We start from the raw sequence: 22,891 nt of genomic DNA on the forward strand, positions 1-22,891 counted from the left end.
ATAAAGTTAAGTTTTTTATGCATGCTTTTGAAAGAGAGGTGTAAAGTAGTAATTTGAGTAGTTAAAATACGAAGTATTATGTATACAATATTAAATATACAGTATAATCAAAAAAAGTTTGATTTCGTACTTTCATTTTTTTGCGGCATGGAAGTCAAACGAAAGGTGAGAGAACATGAACCAAGAAATCGATCATGTAGAGATGGGCACAAAAGTAGTCTGGGCAGGGGAAAAAGAATTCAGGGCTTTCGGGGCAACCCAAGTACCTGTGGTGATGAGTGTTGCTTACGATTATGACGACGTGGATGAATGGTATGAAACTGCTTTGGGCAATCGACCGGGCTACATCTATAACAGGATGACGAATCCTACTGTTAGGGCATTGGAAGAAAAGGTTAGGATTCTCGAAAGTGCAGAAGCAGCTGTTGGTTTTTCATCGGGGATGGCTGCAATCAGCAGTTCACTTTATACATTCTTAAGACCTGGAGACAGGGTTGTATCGGTTAAAGACACTTACGGCGGGACGAATAAAATCTTTACTGAATTCCTACCTAACATTCATGTAGATGTTACATTATGTACAACTGGCGATCATGCCGAAATTGAACGTGAAATAGCTAAAGGCTGCAAGGTCTTGTATTTGGAGACACCCACAAATCCTACGCTGAAGATTACGGATATCAAACGATTGGCTAAAGCGGCAAAAGCAGCAGGTGCCTTGGTGTTGGTAGATAACACGTTCGCAACGCCAATTAATCAAAATCCGCTGAAGCTGGGGGCAGATATCGTTATTCACAGCGCTACGAAGTTCTTAAGCGGGCATGCGGATGTGCTGGGGGGAGTGGTCTGCGGGGCCAAGATACTGATGGATCAAGTGTACCATTATCGCGAGATTAATGGGGCTACGATGGATCCATGGTCGGCTTATCTCATTCTAAGAGGAATGAAAACTTTGAAGCTTAGGGTTCAGCAGCAAGCGAGAAGCGCTATGGAGATCGCTAAATTTATGCAGACACAAAGTCTTGTAGAGGCCGTTTATTACCCTGGTTTGGAAACGCATACAGGACATGAGATTGCTAAAGAGCAAATGAGAGGATTTGGCGGTATTCTGAGTGTTGTCTTAAAAGATGAAATGGAGGCCATCAAGATTTTGCTTCCTAAGCTTAAATATGCCAATAGAGCGGGGAATCTGGGTGCTGTTGAAACCATATATGGACCCGCCAGAACGACCAGCCATGTGGAGTGCACGTTGGAAGAAAGGAAGTCGTTGGGGATTTCGGAAGGTCTTCTTCGGATCTCGGTGGGGATTGAAGACACGGAAGATTTGATTGAGGACTTGCGGCAAGCCTTGGCCTATTTACAATCAAAGCTTCCTGTATGTGAGAAAATCAACTAATTCAACGAGGTGTACTATGGAGCATAATGAGCATAAGATCGCATTGCTTGGCTTTGGCGTAGTCGGCCAGGGTTTGGCGGAAATTATTCTGGACAAAGGGAATATCTTATCGCAGGAGATTGGCTTAAACGCAAAAGTCGTAGCTGTTTCGGATCTCATGAAGGGTTCCCTTTATCATCCGAGCGGATTGAATCTTGCACAAGTTCTCCGTGTGGTTAAAGAAACAGGAAAGCTCGATGATTATCCCGATGAACCTGGCCTGATTCGGGGACTGGATAGTTTTCAGACGATTCAGGAAACCAATGCGGATACTGTAGTAGAATTAACCTTCACGGATGTCAAAACGGGCCAACCGGCGATTGATCACTGTAAGGCCGCATTCGAGAGTGGAAAAAATGTGGTGATGAGCAATAAAGGGCCGGTCGCCTTGGCCTATCAGGAATTAGCTGCATTAGCTCAAAAGAATGGCGTCCGTTGGGGATATGAAGGGACTGTTATGAGTGGAACACCTGCCTTACGCATGCCGATTGTTTCACTCGCAGGCAATATTATTTACGAAATCAAGGGAATATTAAACGGAACGACTAACTATATGTTGACGAAGATGGAAGAAGGAAAGAGCTATCAGGAAGCCCTTGCTGCGGCCCAAGCATTAGGCTATGCGGAGGCAGACCCGACTAACGATGTAGAAGGTTATGACGCCCAGTACAAAATTACGATTCTCGCTAATATCGTAATGAATGCTCCGCTTAAGAGAGAAGACGTGATTTGTGAAGGTATAAGCCATCTGACGCCAGATGACATTCAAAGGGCCAGGGAGGAAGGAAAACGCTGGAAGCTTATTGCCACCTGCACAAGAGATGGCGATAGGGTGATTGCGAAAGTAAGTCCCGAAGCTCTTCCGTTAACGGATCCCTTGGCAGCAGTTGGAGGAGCGATCAATGCCATTACGTACTATTGCGATTTGGCTGGTCCTATCACACTTATGGGAGCTGGAGCGGGTCGTAAGGAAACCGGTTTTTCCATCTTAATTGATTTGATCAATATAAGCCGTAGACAGCTTTAAGAGGAACGTTTTACAAATAAACCATTAGAGGTGACTGGGATGCTTATGGAAACATTGACAAAGAGAAAACAAATGCTTTTGGCCGGTGAATGGGTATTTCGGGAAAAAACCATCGATGTGTTCGATCCGCAGGATAATAGTCTAATCGCTACGGTTCCTTCTGCATCCGCAGAAGATATGCATTATGCGATTGAACAGGCAAAAGAGGGTTTTCGTATTGCAGCGGCCATGCCTGTTTATGAACGAATCGCTATTTTAAATCGGGCGGCGGCTTGGATTGAAGAGCATACGGAAGAGTATGCAGTTACGATCGCCCGGGAAGGCAGCAAGACGATTCGCGAAGCGAGAAAAGAAGTCAGGCGCTGTATGGAAACGCTTCGTATTAGTAGCGAGGAAGCTAGACGAATCCATGGGGAAACCATTCCGTTCGACCAAATGCCTGGAAGTGAAAACCGTATCGGATATTATTATCGATTCCCTATTGGCGTGATCGGGGCAATCACCCCTTTTAATGATCCGCTGAATTTGGTTGCACATAAGGTGGGGCCAGCCATTGCAGCCGGCAATGCCATTATAGTCAAACCTTCCCTTGCGACTCCCTTAAGCGCATTTATGCTGGCAGAAGCACTTGTTAATGCGGGGCTTCCTCCAAAAATATTATCCGTGATTACGGGAGAAAGCCGAGAAATCGGCGATGTATTGGTGACACATCCGGATGTACGGATGATTTCCTTTACGGGCGGACTTGAAACAGGCAAATCCATTATGCAAAAAGCGGGGCTGAAAAAAATGAGCATGGAACTTGGTTCCAACTCTCCTGCCATTGTTTTGAATGACGCAGATTTACCCAATGCTGTTGCCTCTACGGTATCCGGAGCATTCTGGGCAGCAGGTCAAAACTGTCTTGGTGTACAACGGATTTACGTACAGGAAGGCGTCTATGAGCAATTCGTCTCGGAATTCGTGTCGCAAACCAAACAATACCGCATCGGAGATAAGCTTTCAGAGTACACGGACATGGGACCGCTCATTAATGAAAAGGAAGCCAAAAGGATCGAAAGCTGGGTCAATGAAGCTTTGGAGAAAGGTGGTAAATTACTGTGCGGCGGCATTCGCGAAGGTGCCTTCTACTATCCTACCGCCATGGAGAGCGTTCCGACAGATTGTAAATTAGCCAAAGAAGAAGTCTTCGGGCCCGTTGTCACTATTTACCCTGTGTCTGATCTTGAAAGCGCTATTCAGCAGGCAAACAGTGTGGATTTCGGCTTGCAGGCAGGTATATTTACAAAGGATTTGGAGAAGGCTTTTATCGCGGTTCGTCAATTGGATGTAGGAGGCGTCATGATCAATGATAGTTCCGACTATCGCATTGATGCTATGCCTTTTGGCGGTGTGAAAGGATCGGGATTGGGAAGAGAAGGCGTTAAATTTACAGTTCATGAAATGACCGAACCGAAAGTGGTATGTGTAAAGTTATCCAATTAAATGGGAATCCGGGCTCCCGGTTATTTCCGCCAAAATTCCTTCTCTTAAGGAGAGATTAGAATGAGTAATGACGTCAACCAACGATCTGAATTGAAACGCTCGATGAAGAGCAGACATTTATTTATGATATCACTGGGAGGGGTCATTGGTACTGGGGTTTTTCTTAGTACTGGTTATACATTAAACCAGGCGGGTCCCGGAGGTGCTATGTTAGCCTATTTAATTGGTGGACTGATTATGTATCTTGTCATGCTTTGTTTAGGTGAGTTGAGCGTAGCAATGCCTGTGACAGGTTCGTTTCAGTCGTATGCAACGAAATATATCGGACCGGCGACCGGATTTACCGTTGGATGGCTTTATTGGCTAACTTGGGTTGTAACCGTTGGATCTGAATTTACGGCGGCAGGACTTTTGATGCAGCGTTGGTTTCCGGATGTTTCTGTTTGGATATGGAGTGCAGTTTTTGCCGTTTTGCTTTTTCTATTAAATGCCCTTTCTGCCCGTTTTTTTGCGGAATCTGAATTTTGGTTTGCCGGTGTGAAAGTTATTATTATTATCTTGTTCATCATTTTGGGCGGGGCTGCCATGTTCGGCTTTATTCACATGCAAGGAACCGAATCAGTACCCATGTTATCCAATATTTTCAATCAAGACGGTCTGTTTCCTAACGGTTTTCTTCCCGTGTTGTTCGTCATGATTTCGGTAAACTTCGCCTTCTCCGGCACGGAATTAATAGGTGTGACCGCAGGGGAAAGCGAGAACCCGGTTCGGGACATTCCTAAATCCGTTAAAAACGTGATATGGCGGACCATGCTTTTTTATATCGGGGCGATATTCGTTCTGGCTGGTCTTATCCCTTGGAGAGAAGCGGGAGTCATTGAAAGTCCTTTTGTTCTTGTTTTTGACAAAATAGGTATTCCTTACGCTGCCGATATTATGAATTTTGTTATTCTTACCGCGTTATTGTCCGTAGGAAATTCTGGTCTTTATGCTTCCACTCGAATGCTATGGGCACTCTCCCAAGAAAAAATGATCAGTCCGGCATTGGGGAAAGTGACCACCAGAGGGGTACCGCTAAACGCGCTAATCCTCAGTATGCTGGTTGCTTGCGTGTCTCTTTTCTCCAGTGTGATTGCGGCCGATACCGTTTATTTAGTACTCATAGCGATTTCCGGGTTTGCCGTAGTAGCTGTGTGGATGGCAATCGCAGCGTCGCAGTTTATGTTTAGAAGACATTATCTGAAAGAGGGCGGGCAACTCGGAGAATTGAAATTCAAGACGCCGCTATACCCGATCGTGCCGATTGCAGCCTTCATCCTGTGTTTGATCTCTTGTATCGGGCTGTATTGTGACCCTAGTCAACGAGCAGCTCTTTATTACGGCATTCCATTTGTTGCTTCATGTTACTTGTATTATTATCTGAAAAATAGGAGCAAGAGCAAGGTGATAGAGCAACGGATTCAGCCTATTGAATAGACAACGGATTGAAGAACACTCGCATTTAAAGAGGACAGTCAAAGGAGAGAAATACATGGTTACAGCTGCATCGGACAGCACGAGTATGTATGGCGATTCATGAAGACCCTTGGAAAGCCCATACGCTTACGATTAAACGAAACACGGTTGCCGTATTGTCAGATGGTTCTGCCGTGCTCGGGTTAGGGAATATAGGTCGGAGGCATCAATCTAGAGGACATTTCGTCGCCGCGCTGTTTCGAGATCGAACGCAGATTAATGGATGAATTGGATATCCCCGTGTTCCATGACGATCAGCACGGTACGGCTGTCGTCTTGATTGCTGGGCTCATGAATGCGTTGAAGCTCGTGAATAAACGATTAGAGAACTGCAAAGTGGTTATATGCGGGATCGGCGCAGCTGGGATCAATGAAGCGCCGGAACAACATTATCAAGCAATTTTTTAAGGAGGAAGGCAAGATGATAAAGAAAAGTCGGACACATCTTGCTGATTATTAATGAATCCTATAGAAAACATTCTTAAAGATTTTCCTGCGATGATTTTGGACGGTGCCTTATCAACAGAGTTGGAACGCCGTGGCTGTGATATTAACGACCCCCTATGGTCTGCAAAAATGCTGCTGGAAAACCCCGATCTGATTGGTCAGGTTCATACAGACTATTTTGCTGCAGGTGCGGATTGTGCGATTACGGCAAGCTACCAGGCAACCGTTGAGGGGTTTGTCAGACGAGGTTTAAGCGAAACTGATGCCATTGGCCTTATACAGAAATCTGTTCAAATTGCGGTAAAAGCAAGGGATCAGTTTTGGGATAACATGGTGGATAAAACCAAAAGACCAAGGCCGATCGTAGCCGCCTCAGTTGGCCCCTACGGTGCTTATCTAGCAGACGGGTCAGAATACCGTGGAGACTACAAGCTGACTGAAAACGAGCTCATTGATTTTCATCGACCTCGTATGAAGGCGCTGGTAGATGCCGGTGCAGATATCCTTGCATGCGAAACCATACCTTGTTTAATGGAAGCAAGAGCACTTGTCAGATTGCTAGAAGAATTCCCTGGGGTTTACGCATGGGTGTGTTTCAGTGCAAAGAACGAACTGCAAATAAGCAATGGGGATCGAATAGCCGATTGTGCTGCGTGGCTGGACCATCACGATCAAGTGGCGGCTGTCGGTGTTAATTGCACGCCTCCCTCGTATGTATCATCGCTGATCGGTGAAATCCATAGACAAACAGCGAAGCCAATTATCGTTTATCCAAATTCAGGCGAGCAATATGATGCAGGTACACGAGGTTGGAAGGGAGCTGCCTCAGAGGATACTTTTGGCTGCAGCGCCCGGGGCTGGCATGAACTTGGTGCCCGGCTAATAGGCGGTTGCTGTCGAACAAACCCTGACGATATCAAATCCATAGTTGCTTGGGTTAGAGAAGGATAGAGGTCTCAGATTCCGAAGAATTAGCTTTGAAAAAGTTGAAAACCTGCGCTCTGCCGTTCCCGGCATGTGCAGGTTTTTCTTTCTTTTTATTGATTACGGGTTAGGCGTATGTGCATCAAGAGGTGAAGACGCAGCCTTTATCAGACCAACAACTGACGGATTTGCTGAATAAGGAAGGTATTCAAATTTCGCGGCGTACGGTTATGAAGTATCGGGAGGAGATGAAAATACTTTCGTCGAGGCTTCGCTCGTAACAATGAAATGTCGTGGTTTAGTATAGCTTGAAACATTTCTACGGACTGATTTTTTCATCAAAGACCGAATCTTATAACAGTTGGAGGATCCCTTTACAGATATTGGCGAAACAAATCACATGGCTAAGAGGTTACAATAATAGCAAGGTGATTTTTAATAAAAGGAGTATTTTTTGTGAAAAGCATTCAAAGCCGTTTATTAATCATGCTGCTGGTTTTTATTATCCTTCCGTATTTTCTGTCCATGGTGTTGATTTATCGGCAAACGAAAGAAAATGTGGAACGGCATGAGCTTGAGAACAGCCGCGAGCAAATTGGGCAAGCGTCCGAAGACCTGGAGCAATATTTTGATGACATCGTTAATCTTCCGTATATTTTATACCGAAATCCTGACTTGTTCATGATTTTCGAAAAAGGCTTCGATAGTTCCCTTTATTTCAACCAGCTTGAAATCTATAAAGGCATGACAACCTTTTATCTGATGAGAAACGAAATTAGGCAGGTTCGGTTATACATCGAGGAAGGAAAAAACTCGTTTACGGTTTATAATGCGATGATAAGTTCCCGTAAGCGGCAGCCGGATTTATTGAAACAAGCCTCTATTCAGAAGCTAATAAACTCTGATTCGAACTTTCTAATCGAACCGCCGCATCAGATTGAAAATTATAACCATACAGCCATTATGCCCCCATCGGACAAAACGATGGTATTGACGATTCATCACAAAATCTTGGATGCCCTTTCGAAAGAATTTCTCGGTATTATCACGATAGACATCGATTTGGACAAATTTGCTCGCATCTCTAATCATTTTATTCAAAAAAATAAAGAATCTGTCTTGCTTTCCGATTCGGACGGTTATGTCGTCTATGCTAGTGATGCAGCCATGATAGGGAAGGCTGTTCCGGCAGAATTACAAAAGAAAATCAATCAGTCGGCAGCAGGCGCACAGTTTTCGAATGGCGATATTATCTTTTCCAAAACGTTGTCGGAACCGTTAAATCAATGGCACTTTGTTAAGATAACCTCAAGCAAATTTTTATTTAATGACGTGAGGAAAACCGCGTACACGAACATCATCGTCGGTGTAATCGTGGGAGTTCTGGGCTTAATCATGATAGGCATCATATCATACAAGATTACTCGTCCGATCAAGCTGCTTAGCCGGAAAGTACTGAGCATTGAAGGCGGGAACATGAATGCTCCGTTTGACGATAAGAGGGAAGATGAAATCGGTAATCTGGAGAGGCATATCAAGGAAATGATGAACCGGATCAATCGTCACATCGACCGTGAGTACAAGCTGGAGATTGAGAACAGAAAGAATCAGCACAGAGCGCTAAAGTCACAGATTAATCCGCACTTTTTATACAATTCCCTTCAATCCATTGGTGCGGTTGCCCTATTCACCGAATCTCCGAAAGTATACCAATTGGTAGTCTCCTTATCCAAAATGATGCGATACTCTATTCGTGTGGATCAAAAGGCCACAGTTCGGAGTGAAGTAGATTATGTAAGAGCGTATTTGAACCTTCAAGAGGAGCGTTTTCAAACCGATTTTAGTTATTCCATTGACATACCCAAGGACATTCTTGGTATTTCAGTTCCGAGTATGATTTTGCAGCCGCTCGTTGAAAACTTCTTTAAACATTGTTATGAAGAGGGATGCGAACAAGCCCACCTGCGTATTTACGGTGAAATGCGAGAAGAATATTTGAAGCTGGTTGTGGAAAATAACGGCCCGAGTATGACGGATGATGAGCTTACGGCATTAAAAAATAAAATCTACGCGCCGGTATACGAAGAAAACTACTCGCTTGAGCATATCGGCTTGAAAAATATTCATGACCGCTTGGTTCTTAATTATGATCCGACAGCGGGGATCCTACTTGATTCTATGCAGGGACAAGGATTTTCAGTGAAGCTGGTGATTCCACTCTACCTCAAGGAGGATTGACGTAATGAAAGCTCTTATCGTGGATGATGAGTCTAATGTAAGGAAAATTATTCGTTTTATGGGACAGTGGCAGAAACATGGGATTACTGATATTTTGGAAGCCAGAAATGGTGAAGAGGCAAAAGCGTTAATTGATTTAGAAAGTCCGGAAATCATCATGACAGACGTGAAAATGCCCAAAAAGAACGGGATAGAGTTGATCGAGTGGTTGGATGCCAATTCCTATCCGGGAAAAGTGATTTTGATTACAGGGTTTGACGACTATTCTTTCATGCGTAAAGCGATTAAGCACGGCAGCTTCGATTATTTGTTGAAGCCTATTGAAAATGAAATGCTAAATGAAACACTTGCGGGAGCGGTAGAATCGTGGAAAAAAGAAGAGGAAGAACGCAGCAATGTAGAGCCGGGCGTCTATGAAGAGGCTAAGAAGCTTCGCTTAAATAAGGGGGTTACCTCGGCATGTAACGGGGAACTTTTTGATCCGGGCGAAATTGCCTTGTCTCTTCCGCAAGCGGAAGCATACGATCTTACTTTGATTTATTTTTACCAAACCCATCATTCGGATCCCTACCTCCAGCATTTGACGGATGAGCTGGTTACTCGGGAATGGGGGAATGCCTATGCTCTTCAGAACGAACCTAATGTCTGTGTGATACTTTCTGTTCACGGCCAATTCTTCCCGGTAGAGGAATGGATTACCCAGCATATCGATATTCCCGTTCGTCTGGTTAGCGGCCTCCCACTGACATCGGTTAAAGAGCTCCCGCAATCTTTTCAATCTGCGCAAAGGGCAATGGCTGAGCAAAATTTCAGAGCCATACACCGTTTGACGGATTTGGATGATGCCAGGCGGATGCATGACATTGTCGCTTTTGTAAGCGAACATTATATGCAAGAGTTAAGTTTAGACAAACTTTCAAACCGATTCTTCCTGAGCCGCGAACATATCTCGCGACGATTCAAGCAAGAAAACGGGATGACCCTCTCCAACTACGTTATTCAATTAAGAATAAAACAAGCAAAACAGTGGTTAAGCCAAACGGACGAGAAAATGTACTCGATTGCATTAAAGCTCGGGTACCAGGATGAAACTTACTTTTCGAAGTTATTTAAACGAATTGTTGGCATGACGCCTCTTGAATATCGGAATAAGGAGGGAGACCGGGAAATAAGGGAATTGGAATTGCTTCATGAAAGTTGTAAATGTAACGAGGGGGTATTATGATAATCAAGGTTTTTCAATGCATGTTAGCCGGATTGCTTACCTTATCGCTTTCGGCTTGCGGGGCGGACAATCGTTCGGTGAAGGAAATAGATACAATAAGTGCTGATCAGAAAATCACTTTAGAGGTACTGAATCCCAAAGTAGAAATTTCCACGGAGTTCGAGCAGATGGTAAAGGAGTACGAGAAAGAAAATCCGAATGTTAAGATGAATATTTTAACCTTTGGCGGAGGGGCAAACTACCTTGCCGAATTAAAAGCAAGATTTGCAGCAAATAAAGGTCCCGATATCTTTCCTAACGGCGGTTATGAAGAAGCGGTAGTCTGGAAAAGGTATTTGGAGGATTTATCCGATCAGCCATGGGTGAAAAATGTGGTTGATGAGGCGCTTAAGCCGATGAAGATGGACGGGAAAATTTATGGGATGCCTATAAATTTGGAAGGCTACGGCTTTATCTATAATAAGGATTTATTCGCAAAGGCCGGTATCGAGACCCTGCCAAAAACGCTTACCGAATTAAAGGGTGCGGCGGAAAAGCTGCATTCCGCTGGTATTACCCCCTTTGCAGTCGGATATTCAGATAGTTGGTTTTTCATTCTCATGATGAATATTGCTTTTTCCCAGCAGGACGACCCGGACGCTTTTATTCAAGCTTTGAACGACGGGACGCAAACTATCGAAGGGAACAAAAAGTTCGAAGATCTGACTCGAATGCTGGATTTGACCGTTCAATACGGAAATAAAGATTTTCTGACGACCGACTATAATACTGAAGTCTCTTTGTTTGCAACCGGCCAAGCGGCGATCCTTAAACAAGGGAATTGGGCTCAATCTAAGATTGATCAAATAACGCCGAATATGAATATCGGTTTCTTACCCATTCCTATAAATGATGATGCCAGAAACGATGCCTTGGCGGTGGGTGTATCCAATAATTGGGTTGTAAATAAAGAATCTTCGCCGGAGAAAAAGAAAGAAGCCAAGAAATTCTTGAACTGGATGGTTTCGTCGGAACAAGGCAAAACGTTTATGAAGGACCAATTCCATTTTATTTCTGCGTTTAAAAATATAGAGACGGACCGTTCAGGACCGCTCGCGGCCGATATTATTCGTTACACAAAGGAGAAGAAAACATTGTCCTGGAACTGGTTTAAATTTCCCTCGAGGGCAAGAGAAGAGTTCGGCTATGCTATGCAAGCTTATGTAGGCAAACAGCTTAACCGCGATCAATTACTGCAGGAGTTCCAAAGATCCTGGAAAAAGGCTGAGCAGAAATAATTGGCTGGCACACATATTAGATACATAACCCTTTCGCCTCTGATGCTTAGTCTCAAGGCGGTAAGGGTTATTTTGTGCTTGATAAGCTCGTCGAGTTGAATCAATATAAGCCTGTAAATCTATCAATGTACGACATGTTCTTACCTGTTCCTTTGCCTTAAACTATAAATTGTGGAGAGAAAAAACATACAATAGAACAGGAGTTGTAAGATTATGAACATCAAAAAATTGGTTAAACGAGCAACAACAGTAAGCTTGACTACAGCAATGCTGGTAGGAGGTGGTGCTCAAGCATTTGCGAAAGAAAAAGACAATACGGATTACAAAGAAAATTACGGTTTTTCCCATATTACACGCTCTGACATGCTGAAAATTCCTGAACAACAAAAGAGTGCACAGTTTCAAGCGCCTAAATTCGATCCATCAACAATAAAAAATCTTCCTTCGGCAAAAGGTTATGATGAGCAGGGCAACTTGATCGATATCGATGTTTGGGATAGCTGGCCGCTGCAAAACGCTGATGGAACAGTAGCAAATTATAATGGCTACAATATCGTTTTTGCTTTAGCAGGAGACCCTAAAAGAGGATGGGACACATTTGTCTACATGTTCTATCAAAAAGTAGGCGATACTTCCATTGATAGCTGGAAAAATGCTGGAAGAGTATTTAAGGATAGCGATAAATTCGTTCCAAACGATCCTTTTCTCAAATATCAAGCAGAAGAATGGTCAGGCTCCGCAACCTTAACATCGGATGGAAAAGTTCGTTTATTCTATACGGATCGTCAAGGTTGGGACCCCAATCACGGGTTTTATGGTAAACAAACCTTAACAACAGCCCAAGTCAATGTATCACATCCAGATCAAAGTACGCTGAAAATTGATGGCGTTGAGGATCTCAAATCGATTTTTGATGGCGGAGACGGCAAAATCTATCAAAATGTTATGCAAGGAATCGAAGCGGAGAACTATTCGGATAATCATACATTAAGGGACCCTCATTATGTGGAAGACAATGGTCATAAATACCTTGTTTTCGAAGGTAACACAGGAACGGAAGTTGGTTATCAAGGAGAGGCATCGCTCTTCAACAAAGCTTTCTACGGCGGAAACACGCCATTCTTCCAGGATGAAAAAAATAAATTGCTGCAAGGTCCTAAAAAACGTGCTGCTGAGTTAGCGAATGGCGCATTGGGTATTATTGAATTGAACGACGATTATACGTTGAAAAAAGTCATGAAACCGTTAATTGCATCGAACACAGTAACAGATGAAATCGAACGTGCTAACGTTTTTAAAATGAATGGCAAATGGTATTTGTTCACGGATTCCAGGGGCTCCAAAATGACGATGGATGGAATCGGCGGGAATGATGTCTACATGTTAGGCTATGTGTCCGATTCCTTAACAGGAACATACAAACCGTTAAATGACAGCGGACTTGTATTAAATATGAATCTTGATCCTAAAGATCTTACCTGGACTTATTCTCACTTTGCAGTACCGCAAGCTGACGGTAAAAATGTGGTCATCACAAGCTACATGACAAACAGAGGTTTATATGCAGACCACAAATCTACTTTTGCGCCGAGTTTCTTGCTGAACATTAATGGTTCAAAAACTTCGGTTGTGGGTGATAGTATCCTTGCACAAGGGCAATTAACGATTGACACGAAGTAGGAAAAATAAAAGCATCCATCCTCAATAAAGCAAAAGAAAATGCCGATGTAAATCGGCGTTTTCTTTTTTACAAAAAGGAATAAACAGCAGCACAGCGAGGAGGTATCAACTTGAACTATACAACGAATCATAAGAAAGCAGTAAAACGAATAGGTGTCGTTATGATTTGTTTCATTATTTTGATGACGATAGGATTATTGAAGAACGAAACCATCGATTCCGTTATGCCAACGTATCGAGCTAGCTATCATTTCACTACGCCAGACAAATGGAAAAACGATCCTCAGCGGCCGATTTATTTGGATGGAAAGTATCATTACTATTATCTCTATAATCATGATTATCCGAACGGAAATGGAACCGAATGGCGGCATGCGACATCAACGGATTTGGTACACTGGAAAGATGAAGGGGTGGCCATACCTAAATATACGAATAAAAATGGTGATCCATGGTCGGGATCAGTCGTCGTAGATGATACCAATTCAGCAGGCTTTGGAAAAGGTGCTCTTGTGGCGATAGTCACACAGCCGTCTGCAAAAGGCGGAAAGCAGGAACAATATCTGTGGTACAGTACGGACAGAGGAAAAACATTTACTTCTTATAGTGAAGACCCCATTATGCCAAATCCAGACACAAAAGATTTTAGAGATCCGAAGATCATCTGGGATCATCAGATGAATAAATGGGTAATGGCATTGGCGGAAGGAACGAAAATTGGTTTCTATGAGTCTCCGAATTTAAAAGATTGGCAATATACGAGTGGTTTTATGACAGAAAATATCGGAATTGTGGAGTGTCCTGATCTTTATTTGATGCGTGCGAATGACGGGATTTATAAATGGATTCTTGGTGTCAGCGCAAATGGTAAGTCGGCAGGTCAACCAAACACTTACGCCTATTGGACTGGAAACTTTAATGGAAAGGGATTTTCCCCTGATCAAAGTGACCCTCAGTGGTTAGATTACGGCTTTGATTGGTATGGTGCTGTCACGTTTGAAGAAGGAAAAGACAACGATAAATACAATTATCGGTATGCTTTGGCTTGGATGAATAATTGGGATTATCCCCACAATAGTCCAACACTGCAAGAGGGTTTTAACGGAATGGATTCCATTGTTCGTCAAATTAATTTAAAACATGATGGCGATACGTATCGTTTGGTTTCACAACCCATTGAAGCATTGAATCAATTGACACAGTCAACGGATTCGTTGAAACAAATAGAGGTTAATGGCTCTGAAACTCTTCGTGTAACAGGCGATGCGTACCAGCTTGAGACAGATATATCATGGTCAGAGATCAAGAATGTAGGATTAAGACTTCGAGAATCAACAGACAAAAACCGCCATGTAGATGTAGGTGTTTTTGCAAATGGCGGGTACTCTTATGTCAATAGAGCTTTTACAGGTCAACCTGACAAGAGTGGAAAATATGTTGAAAGCAGGGCACCCTTTGATGTGAGTAAGAAGAATGTTCACTTAAAGATACTCGTCGATAAAACAAGCATTGAAGTCTTTAAGGATGATGGAACCATCGTTTTTTCCAATGAAATTTTCCCGAAATTAAACGATCAAGGGATTACCCTTTTTTCAGAAGGCGGCACCGCGATCTTTAAAAATGTTGTAATCAAGCACTTCAAATCCTCTGGATAGTGTTCATAGAAAATCAGATATATTTGTCGAATTAGATACCGGAAACTCCAAAACACAGGTTAAGGTGAATTCTTTGATTCCCTTACTAAAGGTTTGATGGGTAATAAAAAAAGCACCGCGTGGGAGGTATTGACACTAATGGTTGGTCGCGCTTACAATGTAATTAATTGATTACGTAAACGTTTACGTATTTCAAATTCCAAAAACTAATGGGGAAAAGCGAATGACCAGCATTAGAGATGTGGCCCGATCTGCGGGAGTTTCTACCGCAACCGTATCTCATGTTATTAACGAAACTCGCCTCGTGGCTGAAGAAACCAAAATTAAAGTTTAATAGGCGATGAAAGAGCTTGATTATCGCCCGAACTCGGTTGCACGCAGCTTGCGCAGCAGAAAATCCAAGATTATTGGATTACTGGTTCCGATCCTTCCTGAGGATACGTCCAACTTTTTCTTCATGTCTATTGCGCAAGGGATAGAGAGCGTTCTTAGAGAGAACGGATACAATCTTATCGTTAGCAACTCCAATGAAAACATACGGATAGAGCAGGAACAAATCAAACGCTTCAACTCTCAATTAATCGACGGGCTCATCTTGGCACCGACCTTTGAGGATCATCAGTGTTTGGACGAAACGTTGTCGGGGGATCCAGTCGTGTTCATCGACCGTAAGCACAGCATCCTGGCCGATGGGCTTAGCGGCACCTATGAAGCCGTAAGCCTGTTGCAATGTGATGACTATGGGCGCCATTAGGTTCTTGCAGATTACGTAATCGTTTACGCAAACGATTACAGTGGGGAATGGAAGTTGGAATGTGCATCAACCCTCATGATAAAGGCCATAAGGGAAAGTTTCACGGGGTGATCTAAAGATTGTTCTTCTCTATTTTGAGGCTGAAAAACAAAAGACCCTAGCCTGAAAGCTATTCTAGGTTTCGCTTATCATTATTATTTGGTTGGTTTGCTCGTTGTGATTGTTATTTATTTCTACAGCCATAAAATAGGGGATAGTCTAATATGAAAAGTATTAAAGTATTATCATTTATTTTAATTGCCTTTGCTTTGGTTGCACTTACCGCGTGCTCTTCAAGTAAAATAACGGAACCTTCAAAAACACCTGAAGAAACGGTTATACCTTTGGCAACAGAAAAAGCAGTACCGGCAAAAAAAGAGAAAGAAGTAGTGGTAGGATTTACTTTACAAAATTTAAGTAATCCATTCTTCGTTGCGATGTCCAAAGGCGCTACTGCTGGTGCTATGCTGCATGGTGCTAATGTAATCATAGTAAGTGCAGAAGGTGATTTGGCTAAGCAAACAGCTCAAATTGAGGACTTTATTACAAAAAAAGTAAGTGTGATTCTTCTAAATGCTGTAGATTCCAAAGGTATAGCGGGTGCTGTTAGTCAAGCTAGAGCGGCGGGAATCCCCGTTATTGCAGTTGACGTAGGTGCAGATGGAGGCGTGAACACGGTTGTAACCTCAGATAACTTTCTTGCTGGAAAATTAGCTGGGGAATATATTGTTAAGCGCTTAAATGGAAAAGGAAATGTTGTTGTCATTGATGGTCCTCCTGTATCTGCTGTAACAGAACGTATCGCTGGATTTGAAGAAGCAATTAAAGCTACTCCAGGAATTAGGGTAGTTGCTAATCAAAATGGGTATGGCAACCGTGAAACATCGGTTACATTGATGAAAACCATTTTGCAAGTCAAAGGAAAAGGAAAGATTGACGTTGTATTTGCAACGAATGATCCTTCTGGAGTTGGTGCTAAAATTGCTGTTGAACAAGCAGGTCGCGACAAAGAAATGTTTATTGTTGGTGTAGATGGAGCGCCAGATGCTGTTAATGCGCTTAAAGAAAAGAAAAGCTTTGTTGCAACCTCAGCACAGTATCCATTTGAAATGATTAAATTGGCAATGGATGAAGGCTTTAAAGTTCTAAAAGGCGAAAAGGTAGAATCGTTAATTAAAATTCCAGTTGACTTGATTACTCAAGATAATGTTGAAACCTACAAAGGTTGGTAATATTCTTTGAAAAATTCGAAAGCGTAGTGGTGAAATGTATGTATAAGATTATCATTGCGGATGATGAAGACAACGTAAGAGAAGGAATACGAGATAGTCTAAACTGGAATGAGTTGGGATTTGAGGTGGTTGGCGACTTTGAAAATGGCCGTGAGGTGCTTCAGGCCCTCGAACAGCTTCAACCCGATGTGGTTTTAACGGATATTAACATGCCTTTGATGGATGGTTTAGAAGTGTCACGCTACCTCTTTGAACATTATCCTCAGACCAAAATCATTATTCTTACGGGCTACGATGAATTTGAATATGCTCAGCAAGCCGTGAAGTTGAAGGTGCATGATTATATCTTAAAGCCGAATACAGCTGATGAATTACGTCAGATCCTCTCCAAAGTAAAGGCGGATCTTGATGATGAGAATCGTAAGGTGGAGGATTTAAGCAAGCTTAAGCAGCAGCTTAGAGAGAGTTTGCCTCTCGTAAGAGAGCGGTTCTTGAATCAGTTGGTTACCGGAGATCTACGAGAAAGCAAGCTTGAGGATAAGCTTGTCTATTTGGATATTGATTTACCCGGAAGCCATTTTATGGTCGCAGTCATTGATGTAGATGATCATGGGGAACTTCAAAGATTTTATCCAGAAAGCGAGAGCGAACTGCTTTATTTTGCCGTGTGTAATATTGCCGGGGAAATTATTTCAAGAAAAAAGAACGGAATGGTGTTCCAAAACAATAATGAAAAAACAATTATCATCCTTTCTGGCGAGAATGTGGAAACGCTCCGTGAAGAGGCAGTGGGAATTTTTGAAGAAATCAACCTATCCGTAAGAGAGTATCTGAAGTTTACTGTGTCCATTGGTGTAGGAGATATTTGCTCATCACTTAATAAAATTCATTATTCTCATAAAAGGGCTTCACTTGCTCTTGATTATCGTTTTTTTCTTGGAAAGAATCGGATCATACATATTGGCGACATTGAAGGGGGATCGAGTGAGAGCATTCCTTACGATAAGCATTGGGAAAGAAAGCTCGTCACTTGCTTAAAGTCAGGCACGCAGCAGGAAATCGAAGTGATCGTAGAGAAAATCATTGAAAATCTGAAGGAATCCTATCTGCCAATGGATCGCTGTTATATTCATATACAGCAAATCATCGTCTCGATTTTGGATCTTTTAGATGAACTTGAGATTCGCGAAACACTTCAGAGCATGTCTTCAAGCCCATTGACCGAAATTTACGGGTTAAAAACACTGGATGAAGTGGAAGATTGGCTGAAAAATTATTGTTTGCATACCACGGGTTCCATCCTTGAAACAAGAAACAATGCTTGCAAGATTCAAGCTTTGATGGCGGAAGGATATGTGAAAGAAAATTATGCGGATGCGAATATGTCCATGGATATGGTTTGTAAGTATCTGGTTCTAAGCACAAGTTATTTTAGCCTTATATTTAAAAACCATACCGGAGAAACTTTTATAAGTTATCTAACCCGGATTCGTGTGGAAAAGGCGAAGGAATTGCTTAAATGTACGGATTTGAAGACTTACGAAATCGCAGACCGTATAGGTTATGTGGACCCCCATTATTTCAATTTGATTTTCAAAAAAGCGACGGGTATGACCCCGACTATGTATCGCAGAATGGTGTAAAAGGGGCGTAAACATGGTAAGGAATCGAATCAAACATTTTTTCCGTTTCAAAAGTATCCAGTCAACCATTGCTGTCGCTTTCTCATGCTTAATCGTGGTCACAATTATGGTGATTGCATGGATGTCTTATAATCTTTCCACAGATGCCGTTAAAAAAAATTCGCGTGACTATACGTATCAGCTTATGGGACAAGTAAGCTCGAATATAGATAGTTACATCAATTATATGGACAACATTTCACGAATGGTTCTTTCCAATTATGACATCAAAGAGTACCTCTTGAAGCAGGTATATCTTGGTGCAATCGGCAAGGAAGATTTGAAACAGAAAATATCCTTCCAGCTGAATACCGTGTTGAATACAAGAAAAGATATTTCATCGATTCTAATATTTGGTACAAATGGGCAGATTATCCCTTACAATGAAAAGATTAAACTAAATCCACAAGTGGATCCAACGGAACAAAGCTGGTATAAGAAGGCAATTGAAGCGAAGGGGAAAGTCGTTATCTCTTCTACACATGTACAAAATATGATTCTTAACGACTATAATTCAGTGATATCCTTAAGTCGTGAACTGAATAGTGATGTCGGGGATGAAAAGCTTGGCGTTCTGCTTGTAGACTTGAACTATAGTGTCATCAACGATATTTGCAACAAGATTAAACTTGGAAATAGGGGATATGTCTTCATTCTGGATGCAAACGGAAACATTGTTTATCACCCAGAGCAGCAAATGATTAATAACAATCAGAAAATTGAATTGATCTCTCAAGTTATGCGTACTCCTGGCAGCAGCTTTGTCACTTCAGAAGGTAAAAATAGCCGGATGTATACGATTAAAACATCGCAAAGCACCGGATGGAAAATTGTCGGGGTCACTTATGTGGACGAATTAGTCTCCAATAAGAATGAGCTGAAAACGTATACTTTTTTTGGAGGTATAGCATTTCTTATTATCGCAGTGCTGCTTTCAATCATTCTATCCTTGCGTATTTCAAGGCCCATTAAGCATCTTGAAAGTTCGATGAAAGAGGTAGAGAAGGGGAATTTCGACATTCAGGTTGATATTCAAAGCTCCAATGAAATCGGGCATTTAAGTAATCGATTTAATCGAATGACGACAGAGATCAAAGAACTGATGCTGCAAAATATGAAGGAACAGGAGTTAAAAAGAAAGAGCGAGTTGCAGGTGTTACAAGCTCAGATTAATCCTCATTTTCTTTATAATACGTTGGATTCAATTATATGGATGGCAGAGACTGGAAAGTCGAAAGAGGTTATCCTTATGACAGCTTCCTTAGCAAAGTTATTCCGTTTAAGCATTAGTAAAGGACAAGAATTCCTTTCTATTTTTAACGAAATTGAGCATATCAAAAACTATTTGACGATCCAGGAAATGCGGTACAAATCTAAATTGGATTTTGAAATCAATGTGGATAAGAGTATTCTTTCCTATAAGCTGATCAAGATTATTTTACAGCCTCTAGTAGAAAATGCCATTTATCACGGAATAAGAAATAATGCGGGGAAAGGTCATATTCAAATAACTGGTATACGTAAGGGGGACCGTATTCTTCTTCAGGTCATCGATAATGGAATTGGAATGTCTCCGGAGGAGATCCATAACATATACCAAAAAGATTGTACGTCTGCGAAAGGTAGTGGTATCGGCGTGCAAAATGTGGATCAAAGAATCAAGCTCCATTTTGGCGATCCGTATGGGCTGCATTTCGAGAGTGAATTAGGGAAAGGAACTACCGTCAATATTTGGCTGCCAGTCATAGAATAGAAGTGAAATCCGCCGCCACCGGGCGCTAGCGCAAAAAAATTGTGCGCAAGGTCGTCGGATCGGTCGCCACCGGACGCTAGCGCACAAAAATTGTGCGCAAGATCGTCAGATCGGTCGCCACCGGACGCTATCGCACAAAAATTGTGCGCAAGGTCGACAGATCTGCCGCCACCGGGCGCTAGCGCACAAAAATTGTGCGCAAGGTCGTCAGATCGGTTGCCACCGGGCGCTAGCGCACAAAAATTGTGCGCAAGGTCGTCGGATCCGTCGCCACCGGACGCTAGCGCACAAAAATTGTGCGCAAGGTCGTCGGATCGGTCGCCACCGGGCGCTAGCGCACAAAAATTGTGCGCAAGGTCGTCGGATCTGCCGCCACCGGGCGCTAGCGCACAAAAATTGTGCGCAAGGTCGTCGGATCCGTCGCCGCAGGGCGCTAGCGCACAAAAGTTGTGCTTCTTTTAAAAGACCTATTGTAATTTTGCTTAACTTGAAGTAAATTATCCATTATCAGGTCGTGAAGTACACGCCGCTTGCTCCGGAAATTCTTTTCCGGAGCAAGCGGCTATTTTATTTCCTCAAGGTGGAGAAGAAGATGGAAAAAATAAACGGTGAAATGAATCTGCAGCTTCGTGCTGCATACGAAAAGTGGATGGCACTTCAAATCAAGTCGTGCACAGGGGAACGGCGTAAACGGCTGCAAAAGGACCTAAGTTTTTCACTAAAGAAATTCATTATCCATGTGTTTTGGCCCGCTGTCGGGAGTTTTGACGATTGGCTTGCTGAGTACGAAGTGATCGATTTTAAAGACGGCTTCAGATACCTGGATTTGGCCAAACCATCGCCTGTCGTCAAAATTTGCATCGAAGTAGACGATAAGGGAACACATGGTTATAATGCGGATTCGTATAAAATTTTCAGATGACCGGTTCCGCCAGAATGACCTTGTAATTGACGATTGGAAGGTGCTTCGCTTTTCACTGCATAGCATACTGGAGCAGCCTCGCCGCTGCCAACAACAGATGATGCATGCATTAGCGAGGTGGGGGATTGAATCAAATATAATTGAACCGCCTTTGTCTCCAACGGAACTAGCTATTTTCAAATTTATCGAAAATAAGATAGAGGCCTATTCCCCGATTACGATAGCTCAAGCAGTTGGAATCCACAGAAATACTGCTTTAAAATATCTTAAGTCTCTAGTTGAAAAGGGCAAAGTGATGCCTGATGTCAAAACTGGTGGTCCAATAAGGCGGTACCGCAGCAATAGGCTTTAAAAACGCAATTCCTCGAAAAAATTTCAGAAGACGGATCAGCTTCCGGGGGAAAGTCATTCGCCCCAACTATGGCAGAAACTCGATTGTTGAAATGTGAGCATTATCAAGCTGGTATAACCGAAACAGCCTATTAGAAAAATTTCAACAGTTGCGAGAAGATTTTCTATTATTTTTAGTTTTGATCGAAGGTATGATGAAGACACAAAAAACAAACATAAATTATAAAATTTCGGAGGAAATTGAACATGAAAAACGTGAAGATTTTGTTGTTACTATTTGTTGTATTTGCACTTTCGGCTTGTGGTAAAGCAGTTGAAACAAAACCTGCAGCAGCAACTGGGGCGCCAGCAGAAACAGCTAGCGCAGCTAAAGCAGCAGATCCGGCACCAAAGAAAAAAGTAGTTATCGGTTTGACCGTACAAAACTTAAGCAATCCTTTTTTCGTAGCGATGTCCAAAGGTGCAGCTGAAGCTGCTAAGAAACACGGCGGTGAAGTTATCGCAGTTAGCGCAGAAGATAATTTGGCTACACAAACTGCTCAAATCGAAGATTTTATTACTAAAAAAGTAAGTATGATTATTCTAAGTTCCGTAGATACCAAAGGTATTGCGGCAGCAGTGGGCCAAGCCAAAGCAGCAGGCATCCCGATCATTTCTGTCGATACAATTTCTGAAGGCGGTGTTAATGCGAGTGTAACTTCCGATAACGTTCAAGCAGGACGTATAGCGGGTGAATATTTGGTTAAACGGTTGAATGGAAAAGGAAATATTGCCGTATTAGATGGACCGCCGGTGTCCGCTGTAACAGACCGCATTGCAGGATTTAATGAAGCTCTCAAAGCAGCTCCGGGAATTAAAATCGTTGCTAATCAAAATGGTAACGGTAATCGTGAGACCTCGCTTGCCAAGATGGAGACCATCCTGCAAGCAAACGGTAAAGGACAAATCGACGCCGTATTTGCTATTAATGATCCAACAGGTATTGGCGCCAAAATTGCTGCAGAGCAAGCCGGTCGCGACAAGGAAATGTTTATCGTTGGGGTGGATGGATCTCCGGATGCTGTGACGACACTGAAAGAAAACAAGAGCTATGTTGGAAGCTCAGCACAAAATCCGTTTAATATGATTACCATTGCGGTTGAAACGGCATTTAAAGTTCTTGCTGGTGAAAAAATTGAACCATTAATTAAACTTCCAACTGATTTCATCACTACGGAAAACGTAAAAGACTATAAAGGCTGGTAATTTGG

At 42.5% G+C, this 22,891-nt stretch carries 17 protein-coding genes and 2 pseudogenes; all 19 read left to right on the plus strand.

The genetic code is table 11. The annotated features are described in order from the left end of the window. The first annotated feature begins 175 nt into the window (after positions 1–175). The 19 genes and pseudogenes from AC58U0_RS10075 to AC58U0_RS10165 all read left to right on the plus strand — a co-directional run bounded on the left by AC58U0_RS10075 (position 176) and on the right by AC58U0_RS10165 (position 22,886). On the plus strand, positions 176–1,396 hold the full coding sequence (locus AC58U0_RS10075) for a cystathionine gamma-synthase family protein (protein ID WP_057305680.1): 1,221 nt from the start codon (positions 176–178) through the stop codon (positions 1,394–1,396). Beyond that, positions 1,380–2,462, plus strand: a complete 1,083-nt coding sequence (locus AC58U0_RS10080) for a homoserine dehydrogenase (RefSeq protein WP_497378875.1) — start codon at positions 1,380–1,382, stop codon at positions 2,460–2,462. Before AC58U0_RS10075 ends, AC58U0_RS10080 begins: the two co-directional genes overlap by 17 nt. Before the next feature lie 39 nt (positions 2,463–2,501). Then, positions 2,502–3,947, plus strand: coding sequence for an aldehyde dehydrogenase family protein (locus tag AC58U0_RS10085; RefSeq protein ID WP_497378876.1), 1,446 nt, complete (start codon positions 2,502–2,504; stop codon positions 3,945–3,947). A gap of 60 nt (positions 3,948–4,007) precedes the next feature. Next, positions 4,008–5,423 (plus strand): amino acid permease, encoded by a 1,416-nt coding sequence (locus tag AC58U0_RS10090; protein ID WP_497378877.1) that lies wholly within the window; start codon positions 4,008–4,010, stop codon positions 5,421–5,423. 77 nt (positions 5,424–5,500) lie between these two features. Continuing rightward, a pseudogene (locus AC58U0_RS10095) lies at positions 5,501–5,831 on the plus strand (malic enzyme-like NAD(P)-binding protein); the annotation flags it as partial. Positions 5,832–5,921: 90 nt separating this feature from the next. Next, positions 5,922–6,860 carry a homocysteine S-methyltransferase gene (gene mmuM / locus AC58U0_RS10100; RefSeq protein ID WP_497378878.1) on the plus strand — a complete coding sequence of 313 codons (939 nt, stop codon included), beginning with the start codon at positions 5,922–5,924 and terminating at the stop codon, positions 6,858–6,860. A 110-nt stretch (positions 6,861–6,970) separates the two neighbouring features. Further along, positions 6,971–7,114, plus strand: a pseudogene (locus AC58U0_RS10105) (RNA polymerase factor sigma-54); the annotation flags it as partial. 175 nt (positions 7,115–7,289) lie between these two features. Beyond that, positions 7,290–9,071, plus strand: a complete 1,782-nt coding sequence (locus AC58U0_RS10110) for a cache domain-containing sensor histidine kinase (protein WP_497378879.1) — start codon at positions 7,290–7,292, stop codon at positions 9,069–9,071. Between the two features lie 4 nt (positions 9,072–9,075). Continuing rightward, positions 9,076–10,296, plus strand: a complete 1,221-nt coding sequence (locus tag AC58U0_RS10115; RefSeq protein WP_497378880.1) for a response regulator transcription factor — start codon at positions 9,076–9,078, stop codon at positions 10,294–10,296. Next, positions 10,293–11,573 (plus strand): ABC transporter substrate-binding protein, encoded by a 1,281-nt coding sequence (locus tag AC58U0_RS10120; protein WP_497378881.1) that lies wholly within the window; start codon positions 10,293–10,295, stop codon positions 11,571–11,573. Before AC58U0_RS10115 ends, AC58U0_RS10120 begins: the two co-directional genes overlap by 4 nt. 213 nt (positions 11,574–11,786) lie before the next feature. Further along, positions 11,787–13,253 (plus strand): levansucrase, encoded by a 1,467-nt coding sequence (gene sacB, locus AC58U0_RS10125; protein WP_497378882.1) that lies wholly within the window; start codon positions 11,787–11,789, stop codon positions 13,251–13,253. 182 nt (positions 13,254–13,435) lie between these two features. Next, positions 13,436–14,908 carry a glycoside hydrolase family 32 protein gene (locus AC58U0_RS10130; RefSeq protein ID WP_497379159.1) on the plus strand — a complete coding sequence of 491 codons (1,473 nt, stop codon included), beginning with the start codon at positions 13,436–13,438 and terminating at the stop codon, positions 14,906–14,908. Positions 14,909–15,131: 223 nt separating this feature from the next. Further along, a complete protein-coding gene (locus AC58U0_RS10135) occupies positions 15,132–15,242 on the plus strand; it encodes a LacI family DNA-binding transcriptional regulator (protein WP_497378883.1) in 111 nt (36 codons plus the stop codon). Between the two features lie 6 nt (positions 15,243–15,248). Then, positions 15,249–15,662: a LacI family DNA-binding transcriptional regulator gene (locus AC58U0_RS10140; protein WP_497378884.1), complete on the plus strand. Its 414-nt coding sequence runs from the start codon at positions 15,249–15,251 to the stop codon at positions 15,660–15,662. Positions 15,663–15,925: 263 nt separating this feature from the next. Further along, positions 15,926–16,933, plus strand: a complete 1,008-nt coding sequence (locus AC58U0_RS10145; protein WP_497378885.1) for a substrate-binding domain-containing protein — start codon at positions 15,926–15,928, stop codon at positions 16,931–16,933. A gap of 38 nt (positions 16,934–16,971) precedes the next feature. Next, positions 16,972–18,576, plus strand: coding sequence for a response regulator transcription factor (locus AC58U0_RS10150; protein WP_497378886.1), 1,605 nt, complete (start codon positions 16,972–16,974; stop codon positions 18,574–18,576). Positions 18,577–18,589: 13 nt separating this feature from the next. Further along, the gene (locus tag AC58U0_RS10155; protein ID WP_497378887.1) at positions 18,590–20,368 is read left to right on the plus strand and encodes a sensor histidine kinase; all 1,779 of its coding nucleotides are present in this window, start codon (positions 18,590–18,592) and stop codon (positions 20,366–20,368) included. Between the two features lie 592 nt (positions 20,369–20,960). Beyond that, positions 20,961–21,290: a hypothetical protein gene (locus AC58U0_RS10160; RefSeq protein ID WP_497378888.1), complete on the plus strand. Its 330-nt coding sequence runs from the start codon at positions 20,961–20,963 to the stop codon at positions 21,288–21,290. Between the two features lie 597 nt (positions 21,291–21,887). Continuing rightward, complete coding sequence (locus AC58U0_RS10165; RefSeq protein ID WP_497378889.1) at positions 21,888–22,886, plus strand: substrate-binding domain-containing protein; 999 nt, start codon at positions 21,888–21,890, stop codon at positions 22,884–22,886. The last annotated feature ends 5 nt before the right edge of the window (positions 22,887–22,891 follow it).

The sequence above is a fragment of the Paenibacillus sp. J31P190 genome (genome assembly GCF_059692075.1).